Below are 12,260 nucleotides of genomic sequence, written 5' to 3'. Positions count from 1 at the left end.
AAAACAACAATTCTTTTAAGATTTTTGCACTCACAAAACGAGGGGCGTTACGCAATTATTATTAATTTGATAATTTTGCAACGCCCATTTTTATTTCATAGGAAAACCTCTCTTATGTCATAAAAAGCTTTGCGGAAATGTGAGCTGCGCACTAGCGAAAATGTTGCTGGCGCAGCTGCACTTTGTCGCGGGAATGTGCCAAGGCACATTCTTTATTCAAGTGAGCTCAAACACTTGTTTCAGAAGTACAGACGAAGGCTCATTTCTGGTTTGCCTGTCTGTAAATCTCATAGATTCCATTTTCATCAAGCTGACGGAAGGTTCCGATAGTTCGTGTTTTCTGATAGGAACAGCGGTTGGCCAGTTCGCGGATGACATGATCCTCCTGTTCTCCAATATCCTGATTTTCCCGGAATCCCACGGGCATTCCCAGAGAAGAAAAATACTCTCTGGTTGCCTGGATACCTGCAAGAGCCAGCTCCTTTTCATCTGATCCGGAAATACCCCAGACATTCTTTGCATATCGGGCGAAGCGGGACGGCTTTGCATCCATAACAGCCAGCGCCCAGGAATCCCATACAGTAGCAAGTGATGCGCCGTGGGCAGTGTCAAACATGGCAGAGAGCTCATGGCCCAGCTGGTGTACTGCAAAATCTTCCTGACAGCCCAGCCCTGTCAGTCCGTTGTGAGACAGGGAACCGGCCCACATCAGTTCGCTCATGGCTTCATAGTTGTGGGGATCGGCAACAGCAGTCCGTCCATTTGCAATCACTGTGCGCAGCAGCGCTTCAGCAAGGGCATCTGTTACCTCATTATCTGTAGGGTTGAAATAGCGATCCAGTGTATGCATCATAATGTCCGTAACGCCGCAGGCCACCTGATAGACAGGAAGGGTACAGGCAAGCTCTGGATTCATGATCGCGAATTTAGGCCGGTTCAGGTGGGTGCTCAACCCGCGCTTAGATCCGGTTTCCTGGTTTGTGAGAACAGAAGAGGCGCTTGTTTCGCTGCCTGCAGCAGGAATAGTCAGAACAGCGCCTGTTGGAAGTCCCTGTTCCGGTTTTTTCTTTCGGCTCCAGAATTCCCAGATGTCAGTATCTGGATTGGCTGCGCCGATGGCAATGGCTTTTGCTGTATCAATGGCAGAACCGCCCCCAATGCCTAAAATAAAGTCTGCGCCAAAGGTAATGGCTGTCTGAACACCTTTGCGGGCATGTTCAAGCGTCGGGTTGGCTCTGGCCCCGCCGAATTCCTCACAAATCAGGCCTGATTCTTCCGCAGAGCGGCGCACCGGCGCCAAAAGCCCGCTTCGTACAACAGAACCTCCTCCGTAAACAAGAAGCACGCGGCTGCCGCCGTATTTGCGGATACAGGCACCGGTCTTCTGCTGGGTATCCCTGCCGAAAATTACCTCTGTAGGGGAGTAGTATGTAAATGAATGCATGGAAAATTCCACCTTTCTTTTTTATTTTATGATTCATGGGAGCTTTCTTCTTCTGAAGATATTTTACCATGAAAAAGAAAGGGGTTCCAGTAAAATTTAATAATAAACGGCAACAAAAAGGAACAGTTTTGCTGAAGGGATACAAGAAAAAGCTGTAATCAGGAAAAGCTGCAGTTATCCAGGCTGTCCGGCCAGTTCATCCAGGGAATGAAACTGATATCCCATAGATTCCCATTTTGTCAGCAGTTCATCCAGAATTTCTCCGTTGGTTTTGGAGGTACTGTGGAGAAGAACGATGGCTCCTGGATGGATGCGGCCAAGAAGCTTTTGAAAAGCTTCCTCATGAGTGGGTTGTTTGTCTTCGTACCAGTCTACATAGGCAAGGCTCCAGAAAAAGGTATGGTATCCCATTTCTTTTGCCATTTTCAGATTAGATTCGCTGTATTTTCCCTGGGGCGGCCGGTAATATTTTTTCAGCGGTTGTCCGGTTATCTGCTGGTAGAGCTGTTCCAGATCCTGCAGCTCTTTCTGAAAATCTTCTTTTGCAGCTATTTTAGACATATCCGGGTGGTGATAGGTATGATTTCCTACAGTATGACCTTCCTCTACCATCCGTTTGACCAGTTCAGGACTGGTTTCCAGATAATTTCCCACAAGGAAAAAGGCAGCTGGTGCATGATGCTTTTTCAGAGCGTCCAGAATGGCGGCGGTGTTTCCATTTTCATAGCCGGCATCAAAGGTCAGATATATGATTTTTTCTGTGGTATCTGCCGCGTAATGGGCTTGAAACTGTTTTAGATAGTCAGAGGTTGCATTTGCAACCGGCGGTTTTCCTTCCTGCTGGAAGCTGAGTCCCCAGTTTTCGGCAGAAGCACCTGCGCTGGTGGGAGCAGAGGCATGGCGGAAGGAAAGATAACCCAGCCAGTTTCCTGCAAGAAAAGAGAAAATCAGAAAAAACAGGACAGCAGCAGTCCGTTTGCACAGGCTGGATTGATGAAGAAAAAATTTCTGGCTCATGATAGACTCCGGAGAATCTTATTGTTAAAGCTTATGCGGGAAGATTAAGAAAGTTGTCATATTTTATAGAAAGAATCTATGTTATACTAAAAAAAGCAGTATCCGGATAGAGATGTTTGACCGGAACTGGCGGAAGGTGTTCCAAAAAAATGGCTTAAAGGAGTAGACATGATGATAAAATGGAAGAAAGTACTGGCAGCGGGACTTGGAACGGCTATGCTGTTTAGTCAGACAGCTTATGCAGATACAGTGATGGTTCCTCCGCCTCCTTTTATTGGAGGCAGTCAGACAGGAAATACAGGACTTGGAAATGGCATAGTACAGCCGGGAGTGACAGGCGGTCAGAATAACAGCGCAGAAAATCAGGGCGGTCCTGGAGGAGCGGGAGGACAGAGCAGTACAGAAAATCAGGGTGGTCCCGGTGTATCAGGAAATCAAAGCGGCAGTCAGTCAAGTTCTTCTCACGCACAGGAGGCAGCTTTGCCGCAGGTGAAGGCAGAAGGCGCTGTTTTGATGGATGCAGCAACAGGAAAAGTATTGTTTGGAAAGAATCAGGACATGCAGTTTTATCCGGCCAGTATTACCAAGGTAATGACAGCTCTTCTGGTGCTTGAACGCTGCAGCCTGAATGACACAGTGACTTTTTCAGCTTCTGCTACAACCAATCTGGAATCGGGAGCAGTTTCCCTGGGCATATCTGAGGGAGATCAGCTGACAGTGGAGCAGTGTCTGTACGGTCTGCTTTTAAAATCAGCCAATGAGATTGGAAATGGACTGGCCGAGCATGTGGCAGGGAGCGTCAGCGCATTTGCAGATCTGATGAACGCCAGAGCCAGGGAACTTGGGTGTAAGAATACCCACTTTACCAATCCTCACGGGCTGAATGATACGGCCCATAAAACAACGCCTTACGATATGGCGCTGATCATGCGGGCGGCTCTCCAGAACGAAACCTTCCGGAAAATTGATACTACAACAAGCTATGAATTTCCGGCTACAAAAAAGTCGGCTGCTAAAACGATTACCATGGGACACAAGATGATGTATCCCACAGATTCCCGGTATTATGAGGGCATTATCGGAGGGAAAACGGGATATACCTCAAAGGCAGGGAACACTTTAGTAACAGGGGCACAAAGAAATGGCGTTCGTCTGATTGCAGTGGTCATGAAGGCCAGCGGAAGTCATTATACAGATACCATTGCCATGCTGGATTACGGTTTTGCAAATTATGAAAAGCTGGCAGGAGGAAGCCAGAATGGAGTGGTGACGCCGGGGGCAGGCAATCAGAGCGGAACAGTGACACCGGGAAATGGGAACAGCCAGGGAACCCAGGAGGTGCCTGGAACATCTTCCGGTCCAAGTGGTATTCCATCTCAGAATACATCGTCTGTGCCGGGAGAGAGCGGATCAGCAGGACCGGGAAGCCAGACTGGAATACCGGAAGGCTCAGGCGGAAGTCAGGGCTGGAAGCAGGATCAGACCGGCTGGTATTATATCGGGGAAAATGGTTCCAGCGCAGCCAATCAGTGGCTGGAGCTTCAGGGCACCTGGTACTGGTTTGACGGAAATGGATATATGGCAACCGGCTGGCGGAATTATACGGATGGATCTTATTATTATTTTGATCCGGCGACCGGAGCTATGGTATCCGATCGGTGGATTCAGGATGGAGGCGCCTGGTATTATTTAAGTGCAGACGGAAAGCTTCTGACCAATGGAACAACTCCCGACGGTTATCGTGTCAATGAATATGGTATCTGGGATGAAAAAACAGGTGCTTAGGCTGCCTGGACAGAACGGAAGCGGACGGAAGAAGCGCAGCAGCAGTGAAAACGCAGCTGCCTCAGGTGACGCCTGATAGGAGCGTGAAAGGACAGAGCGGAATAGAAAGCTGGAAAAAGAAAGAACGAGGGGTGCGGAGATGAAAGAAAAGTTATATACCATAGAACTGACAGATGCCGTGAAAGCGGGAGATGAGTGCCTGTTTTGCTGGCTGGAGAGAAAGCTGGAGCAGGAAAATCTGGAGTTTGTCCTGGGATCTTCTTATATGGAGAGTGATATTCGTGACAATACCAGTGAGCGGGGATTTTGCCGTCATCATACGAAAATGATGTTTGATTACGGAAATTCTCTGGGCAATGCCTGGATTTTAAAGTCCCGTATGGAAAAGGTCAATCGGGACTTTAAAAAGCAGATGGGACAGGCAGGCGCGGTGGAAAAAGGCGGCTCTCTTCTGGGACGTTTATTTTCCGGCAGAAAGCAGACTGCCTCTGTTTCCGGCCCGGCAGCAGGACAGTCCGGGGCTTCTGCCTGGCTGAGAGGAGAAAACAGTCACTGCTATATCTGTGAGCGGATGGACGGCATTTATCAGAGAATGTTGGATACCTTTGTTTATATGCTGAAAAATGATACGGATTTCGGAGAGCTTTTGATGGCCTCTAAGGGGTTCTGCCTGCCTCATTTTGCTGATGTTCTGGATATTTGTCAGGCCAAGCTGACCGCACAGGAGCAGGAGGTGTGGATTCCAAGGCTGACAGAGCTGACTTCACGAAATCTGGATCGGATTCAGGAGGATATTGACTGGCTGATAGAAAAATACGATTACAGAAACCGTGATGCAGACTGGAAGGAATCGCGAGATGCGGTACAGAGAACCATGCAGAAGCTGACCGGAGGCCATCCGGCAGATCCGGTCTTTCAGAATAGAAAATAGCCGGTGATTGGCAGCATATTTACGAATTATCCAGGGAATCCTAATGGAAAGCAGAAGTATGCATATGACATTAGGAGGTTTCTATGATGGATTTTAAAAACAGTGAGACAGCAAAAAATCTGATGAGAGCGTTTGCCGGTGAGAGTCAGGCCAGGAACCGTTACACGTTTGCGGCGGGCATTGCCAGAAAAGAAGGGCTGTTTGTGATTGAGTCGGTATTTTCCTTTACAGCAGATCAGGAAAAGGAGCATGGAGAAATTTTTTATAATTACCTGAAGGAGCTGGGCGGAGAAACCATTTTTATTGACGGCGGTTATCCGGTGGATCAATACGAAAAAAGCCTGGATTATCTGAAAGCAGCGCATCACAATGAATACGAGGAATTTGAAGATGTCTACCAGAATTTTGCAAAAACGGCAAAGGAAGAGGGGTTTAGCCAGATTGCAACCAGCTTTTCAATGATTGCAGAAATTGAACGGACTCACGGAGATCGTTTCCAGCTGTTTGCAGATTATCTGGAGAAAAATCAGCTGTTTGTATCTGAGGTGGAAACTGGCTGGATGTGTCTGAACTGCGGTCATATTCATCGGGGAACCATGGCGCCGGAGCACTGTCCAGTTTGCCGCCATGAGCAGGGATATTTTGTTCGCATGGAGCTGGCTCCCTATATTCAGTAGAAAAAACGATAGCGAGGAGAGACAAATGATAAAGGCAGTGATTTTTGATCAGGATGGTCTGATGTTTGACACAGAGCGAATCTCAGGAATTGCCTGGCATCAGGCGGAAAAAGAATGGGGAATCCATCTGGAAGAAAGTTTTTTGAAGACTATTCGCGGAATGAATCACCAGGATGCCCGCATAAGATTTGAAGAGGTATTTGGAGACTCTGTGGATTTTATGGCATTTCGAGGAAAAAAACAGGAGATTTTTGAGGCACTTTTGGAGAGGGACGGAATTCCAGTAAAGCCGGGACTTTATGAGCTTTTGGAGTATCTGGAGGCGCAGAAGATTCCGGCGGCTCTGGCATCTGCCAGCAGAATGGAATATACGGAGAGAAATCTGGAAAAAACAGGAATCCGCAGATATTTTTGTCACCTGGTTACTGGAGATATGGTCAGCCATGCAAAACCGAATCCGGAGATTTTCTGGAAGGCTGCAGAGCTTCTGGGAGAAAAGCCGGAGGATTGTCTGGTTCTGGAGGACAGCTTAAATGGAGTGGAAGCAGGGCTTCGGGGAGGGTTTGTCACCGTTATGGTTCCGGATCTGACCCAGCCAGAGGAGGAATTGAAAAAGCGGGTATACCGGGTTTGCAGTTCCCTTCTGGAGGTAAAGGAAATGCTGGAAGCAGAAAGAGCAGGATAAGGATATGAGGGCAGGAAATATAGAGTTATCTTTATGTGCAGCCGCCGGAGCTGCTGCGGCAGGGCTGGCATGGAGCAAATATGAGCGGGGGCATTTTGTGACAGAGGAGTTGGTTTTTTCTTCCTCGAAAATTAAAGAGCCGGCTATTCTGGTGTTTTTATCGGATCTTCACGACAATACATTTGGAGAAAAGAATGAGAAGCTGCTGAAGGAGATAAAAAGAATCCATCCGGATGCAGTTTTGATTGGCGGCGATACGATGGTTACAAAGCCAGGGCGTGCGGATCTTTCCAGGACAAAGGAGCTTCTTCAGGGAATTTCCCGCCTTTCTTGTCCGGTTTTTTATGCAAATGGAAATCATGAGCAGAGGATGCAGCGGGATCGGGGAGTTTACGGGTCCATGTATGATGAATTTCGGAAGCTGCTGGAAGAATATCAGGTGAATTATTTACAGAACAAAACGGTACAGTGGCGGGACGATATAGCAGTCAGTGGAGTGGACATAGCCTGGAAGTATTATCAGGATTTTCATCCGGATTCTATGGTGCCGTATTATCTTACCAGACGGCTGGGAAAGGCAGAGTCTGAAAGGTTTCAGATTCTTCTGGCTCATTCCCCTCTCTTTTTTGATGCGTATGCAGGTTGGGGAGCGGATTTGTCTCTGGCAGGACATTTTCACGGCGGAACCATCCGCCTTCCCGGACTGGGGGGAGTCATGACTCCTCAGTATCAGTTTTTCCATCCCTTCTGCGGAGGCGTGTTTGAGCAAAACGGTCGGTGGATGCTTGTCAGCCGCGGGCTTGGAACCCATTCTATTAATATCCGTATAGGAAACAGACCGCAGCTGGCGGTAATAAGGCTGGAGCCAAAATCATAGCAGGCCGCTGCCATAGGATAGATACCCCTGTTCGATATTTACAGAGCGGGGGTTTTTTGTTATACTGATACATACGTGACAAAAGGCAAAGGGCGGATTGGAATGGCAATATCTTATAAACTGGAGAAGTTTGAAGGTCCTTTGGATCTTCTTCTTCATTTAATTGATAAAAATAAAATAGATATTTATGATATTCCGATTATGGAGATTACACAGCAGTATCTTGATTATGTGAATCAGATGGAAAAAGAGGATCTGAATTTGGTCAGTGATTTCCTGGTTATGGCGGCAACGCTTCTGGATATTAAATCCCGGATGCTGCTTCCTGTAGAGACGGTTGAGGAAGAGGGCGAAGAAGATCCCCGGGCAGAGCTGGTTTCCCGTCTTCTGGAGTATAAGCAGTATAAAATAATGGCTCAGGAGCTTCTCGATATGGAGGAGAATGCCGGTGGACTGCTTTTTAAAAAGCCTACGGTTCCAAAAGAGGTGGCAAAGTATGAGACGCCGGTAGATCTGGATGAGCTGTTGGACGGGCTGACTCTGGCAAAGCTGCAGCGGATTTTCCAGTCTGTTATGAAGCGGCAGCAGGATAAGGTGGATCCCATCCGCAGCAAGTTTGGAACTATCAAAAAAGAGCCGGTCAGTCTGGAAACACGGATTCTGGATGTGATGGCTTATGCAAGAAAGCACAGAAATTTCAGCTTTCGTCAGCTGCTGGAGCGGCAGTCTGACAAGCTGGAGGTGGTTGTGACCTTTCTGGCTATTCTGGAGCTGATGAAGATTGGAAAGATTCATCTGACCCAGGAGCATGCCTTTGATGATATGTACATAGAGATTCAGGAAGCAGAGGGCGAAGAAACAGAACTTTTGCTGGAAGATTTAGGGGATCTGGAAGGATAGAAAATATGGGAAGTCTGTACGACGATGACGACGAGGAATTTGATCTGGCTGCTGTAGAGGCACGCCATGAGGAGCTGGAAGCGCTGGAGGCACTGGATACCAGAGAAGGACAGCTGGTGTTGGATATTCCAGGCTGTCAGAATATCACGGACGAGAAAAATCCGGATGGAATATATCCAGAAAGTGACTGGGAAGCGATTGTGGAGGCTGTGCTGTTTACAATGGGAAATTCCGTAGAACTCAGACAGCTGGCAGCGGCTATTGATCAAAGTGAGAATGTGGCCCGCCGGGTTGTGACAAGCCTTCAAAAACGGTATCAGAAGGAAAACAGAGGGATGCAGATTATCGAACTAGAGAATGCCTATCAGATGTGTACCAGAGCAGAATATTATGAGAATCTGATTCGCGTGGCTTCTGCTCCCAAAAAGCATGTGCTGACGGATGTGGTTCTGGAGACTCTTTCTATTATCGCCTACAAGCAGCCGGTGACAAAAATGGAAATTTCAAAAATCAGAGGCGTATCCTCCGATCATGCTGTAAACCGACTGGTAGAGTATGGTCTTGTATACGAGGCGGGAAGGCTGGACGCCCCCGGCCGGCCGGCTCTGTTTGCAACAACAGAAGAATTCCTGCGCCGGTTTGGCGTAGGTTCTACAACGGATCTTCCTACAATGAATCCGGAACAGGAGGAGGAGATCCGTCAGGAGGTAGAGGAAGAACTTCAGATGAAGCTGAATGAAATGGGCGCACTGGAAAACGGGAACGAGGATGATGCTCTGGATCTGGAGGAAGCAGTGGAACGGGCCATGGAAGAAGAAACTCAGGACGCGGAGGAAAGACCTCAGGACATGGCTGAGGGGGATGCGGAAGCAGAAAACCAGGAAATTTTAAGGGAGGATAAGGAAGAAGATGCCTGATATTAAAATCAAATATTTAACAGATAAAATAGAAAAGCTTACTTATATTGGAGGAAAGTCCGACTGGATTGATCTGCGGGCGGCAGAGGATGTGGAACTGAAGGCCGGAGAGTTCCGGCTGATTCCTCTTGGTGTTGCCATGGAGCTGCCAAAGGGCTATGAGGCCCACATTGTTCCCAGAAGCAGCACCTATAAGAATTTCGGTGTAATTCAGACAAATCACATGGGTGTAGTAGATGAAACCTACTGTGGAGATAATGATCAGTGGTTTTTCCCTGCCTATGCTTTAAGAGATACAAAAATTATGACCGGGGATCGAATCTGCCAGTTCCGTATTATGGAGCATCAGCCGGCAATCCGGTTTGAAGAGGTCGAAAGTCTGGAAAATGAAGACCGGGGCGGAATTGGAAGCACCGGCAGAAAGTAGTGAGGCTGTGGATAAGAAAGAAAAAGAAACAGATGTAAGAAAGCAGGCAGCTGCTTCCCGTCCCAGGTTTCGGGGAGAGATTCAGTACGAGCAGCTGGAACAGCAGAGAGCGGCTGCAGAGAGCGCACCGGGTTCTACTGTGAGAATCCTTCGAACCGGGGGGAGAAGTACGGCAGCAGAGCGGGAGGATTACCGCCGCGTGCAGCCGCAGCAGCAGGGTGCTTTATCTCGGCCCGTGCGGCAGGCACAGCCAGTGCGGCAGACACAGCCCGTGCAGTCGTCGGGGGTATCTCGGTCAGGCAGAGGGGGGCAGACGTCTGGAAGAAATCAGACATCCCAAAGCAGGGCAGAGGGAAGCATGTCATCAGGAAGAGCTGCAGGCAGAACCGGTACAGCCGTTTCAGGAAGGCAGTCCCGGCCGGCAGCAGGAGAGCGTCCCAGATTTCATCCTGCGAAAGAACAGCAGGAGTATGGAAAAAACAGAGCTCGCGCGGCAGCTGTCCGCCGGAAGAAAAAAAGGCAGAGAAGGGCTTTTTGGGGCGCAGGACTTTTGATCCTTGCTCTGGCGGCAGGAGGCGCAGGATTTGGTCTGGTTCGCTGGAAGGCAGGCAGTAAGAAGAGGGAGCTGGCGGAACAAGGGGTAATGGCTATGAACGTCGGCGATTACGAGACAGCAATTACAGTCTTTGATCAGGCCCTGGAAGGCTCTGGAAAACGAATTGGCAATTTTGAAGAGGACGTATTGTTTAACCGGGCAGAGGCAGAATATAAGCAGGGGGATTTTGCAGCAGCTCTTGCTACTTATCAGATTATATTAAATGCGGATTCAGAGAATGAAATGGCCAGACAGGGGGCGGCTCTTTGTCTGGCAGAAGCAGGAGAATGGGATCAGGCCTTGGCTCTTGGGGTTCTTCAGAGCCAGATTTACAGCCGGATGGCGGCTGCACAGATCGAGGCAGGACAGTATGAGGAGGCTATGCAGACCATCGCTCAGGGAAGAAGTCTTCCAGACCAGTCGGCTGCCAGAAATCTGGATTTTAATGAAGCAGTGATTCGGGAAAAGCAGGGGGATTTTGCAGCAGCCCTGGAGCTGTTTGAGGCCTATCGGGAAAAATACGGGGCTGACGAGGCTGCAGAGCGGGAAATTATCTTTTTAAAGTCCCGTCAGTAAAGCGAATAAGGAGATAGAATGGCAGATTTATTTGAGATCAAAGAAGCTGAGGAGCGGGTGATCCTGATTGCCGTCAGTGTAAATGAGGAGGAGGACACAGCTGCATCCTTAGATGAGCTGGAGGAGCTGGTAAAAACGGCAGGAGCTTTTACGGTAGGAAAAGTGATCCAGAATCGAGAGCGGATTCATCCTGGAACCTATCTGGGAAAAGGAAAGATAGAAGAGGTAAAGGAGCTGATCTGGGAACTGGGAGCTACAGGCGTTGTCTGTGACGATGAGCTGTCCCCGGCTCAGATGAGAAACTTGGAGGATGCTCTGGATACAAAGGTGATGGATCGAACCATGGTGATTCTTGATATCTTTGCCTCCCGTGCAACTACCAGCGAGGGAAAGATTCAGGTTGAACTGGCACAGCTGAAATACAGGGCAGCTCGTCTGGTAGGACTGCGGAGCTCCCTTTCCCGTCTGGGAGGCGGAATCGGTACAAGAGGACCAGGTGAGAAAAAGCTGGAGATGGACCGCCGTCTGATTCATGAGCGGATTAGCCAGCTGAAATCGGAGCTGGAAACAGTGAAGCGTCACCGTGACGTGATCCGCAGACAGAGAGAAAAGCAGCACACGCCTGTGGCAGCTATTGTAGGCTATACCAATGCAGGAAAATCAACCTTGTTGAACAAGCTTACGGATGCGGGAATTCTGGCTGAGGACAAGCTGTTTGCCACCCTGGATCCGACGACCAGGGGACTGGAGCTAGAGAGCGGGCAGCAGATTTTGCTGACTGATACGGTAGGTTTTATCCGGAAGCTGCCGCATCACCTGATTGAAGCATTTAAAAGTACTCTGGAGGAGGCGCGTTACAGTGATATGATTCTCCATGTAGTGGACTGCTCCAATCCCAATATGGATATGCAGATGCATGTGGTTTATGAAACCTTACGGGAGCTGAAGGTGGAGGATAAAACCATTATCACTGTATTTAACAAGATTGACAAAAAAACAGATGGGGAATATCCCAGAGATCTCCAGTCAGATTATCAGATTCAGATTTCTGCAAAAACAGGAGAAGGATTAGACCAGCTTATAAGTACCCTGGAAAAAGTTCTGAGAAGTCAGAAAATATATCTGGAACGCCTGTTTTCGTACAGTGAAGCAGGAAAGATTCAGACCATAAGAAAATATGGAGAGCTGATTTCCGAGGAGTATCAGGGAGATGGAATCTATGTAAAAGCGTATGTTCCCGCAGAATTTTTTGCAGCAGTCATGGAAAAATAAGATTTTTTCCAGTCATAATATATTTATTAGAAAATATCATAAAACACAATATCTATGTTTTTATTTTGACGAGAAAACAAGATATTGTGTTTTGTTTTGTGATTTGCTATAATAATCCCATAGCGCCGTCAGAAACCGGATATGGTTTGAAGGCAAG

12 protein-coding genes are annotated in these 12,260 nt (G+C 48.2%); 10 read left to right on the top strand and 2 right to left on the bottom strand.

The features are described 5' to 3' along the window. Positions 1 to 259 precede the first annotated feature (259 nt). Both ACESON_RS07675 and ACESON_RS07670 read right to left on the bottom strand, forming a co-directional pair. Positions 260 to 1,444, bottom strand: coding sequence for an iron-containing alcohol dehydrogenase (locus ACESON_RS07675; protein ID WP_373109143.1), 1,185 nt, complete (start codon positions 1,442 to 1,444; stop codon positions 260 to 262). 174 nt (positions 1,445 to 1,618) lie between these two features. Then, positions 1,619 to 2,461, bottom strand: coding sequence for a polysaccharide deacetylase family protein (locus ACESON_RS07670; protein WP_373109142.1), 843 nt, complete (start codon positions 2,459 to 2,461; stop codon positions 1,619 to 1,621). Positions 2,462 to 2,632: 171 nt separating this feature from the next. Between ACESON_RS07670 and ACESON_RS07665 the strand changes: the two genes are divergently transcribed. The 10 genes from ACESON_RS07665 to hflX all read left to right on the top strand — a co-directional run bounded on the left by ACESON_RS07665 (position 2,633) and on the right by hflX (position 12,103). Next, positions 2,633 to 4,246 (top strand): serine hydrolase, encoded by a 1,614-nt coding sequence (locus ACESON_RS07665; RefSeq protein WP_373109298.1) that lies wholly within the window; start codon positions 2,633 to 2,635, stop codon positions 4,244 to 4,246. 139 nt (positions 4,247 to 4,385) lie between these two features. Next, positions 4,386 to 5,177, top strand: coding sequence for a DUF6062 family protein (locus ACESON_RS07660; protein ID WP_177958420.1), 792 nt, complete (start codon positions 4,386 to 4,388; stop codon positions 5,175 to 5,177). 83 nt (positions 5,178 to 5,260) lie between these two features. Further along, positions 5,261 to 5,854, top strand: coding sequence for a rubrerythrin (rbr, locus tag ACESON_RS07655; protein ID WP_373109141.1), 594 nt, complete (start codon positions 5,261 to 5,263; stop codon positions 5,852 to 5,854). Positions 5,855 to 5,879: 25 nt separating this feature from the next. Continuing rightward, positions 5,880 to 6,539: an HAD family hydrolase gene (locus tag ACESON_RS07650; protein ID WP_373109140.1), complete on the top strand. Its 660-nt coding sequence runs from the start codon at positions 5,880 to 5,882 to the stop codon at positions 6,537 to 6,539. Between the two features lie 4 nt (positions 6,540 to 6,543). After that, on the top strand, positions 6,544 to 7,416 hold the full coding sequence (locus ACESON_RS07645; protein ID WP_373109139.1) for a metallophosphoesterase: 873 nt from the start codon (positions 6,544 to 6,546) through the stop codon (positions 7,414 to 7,416). A 102-nt stretch (positions 7,417 to 7,518) separates the two neighbouring features. Next, positions 7,519 to 8,316: a segregation/condensation protein A gene (locus ACESON_RS07640; RefSeq protein ID WP_177958424.1), complete on the top strand. Its 798-nt coding sequence runs from the start codon at positions 7,519 to 7,521 to the stop codon at positions 8,314 to 8,316. A gap of 5 nt (positions 8,317 to 8,321) precedes the next feature. After that, positions 8,322 to 9,233 (top strand): SMC-Scp complex subunit ScpB, encoded by a 912-nt coding sequence (scpB, locus tag ACESON_RS07635; RefSeq protein ID WP_177958425.1) that lies wholly within the window; start codon positions 8,322 to 8,324, stop codon positions 9,231 to 9,233. Beyond that, positions 9,226 to 9,660, top strand: a complete 435-nt coding sequence (locus tag ACESON_RS07630) for a dUTP diphosphatase (protein WP_177958426.1) — start codon at positions 9,226 to 9,228, stop codon at positions 9,658 to 9,660. Before scpB ends, ACESON_RS07630 begins: the two co-directional genes overlap by 8 nt. Next, complete coding sequence (locus ACESON_RS07625; protein ID WP_373109138.1) at positions 9,620 to 10,831, top strand: tetratricopeptide repeat protein; 1,212 nt, start codon at positions 9,620 to 9,622, stop codon at positions 10,829 to 10,831. The genes ACESON_RS07630 and ACESON_RS07625 overlap by 41 nt, the downstream gene beginning before the upstream one ends. An 18-nt stretch (positions 10,832 to 10,849) precedes the next feature. Further along, positions 10,850 to 12,103, top strand: coding sequence for a GTPase HflX (hflX, locus tag ACESON_RS07620; protein WP_373109137.1), 1,254 nt, complete (start codon positions 10,850 to 10,852; stop codon positions 12,101 to 12,103). Positions 12,104 to 12,260 lie beyond the last annotated feature (157 nt).

Source organism: Lachnoclostridium sp. Marseille-P6806 (assembly GCF_964238185.1).
Lineage (GTDB): Bacteria > Bacillota > Clostridia > Lachnospirales > Lachnospiraceae > Brotaphodocola.
The sequence above is the reverse complement of the archived record's forward strand: the minus strand, read 5'-3'. Positions and strand labels throughout refer to the sequence as shown.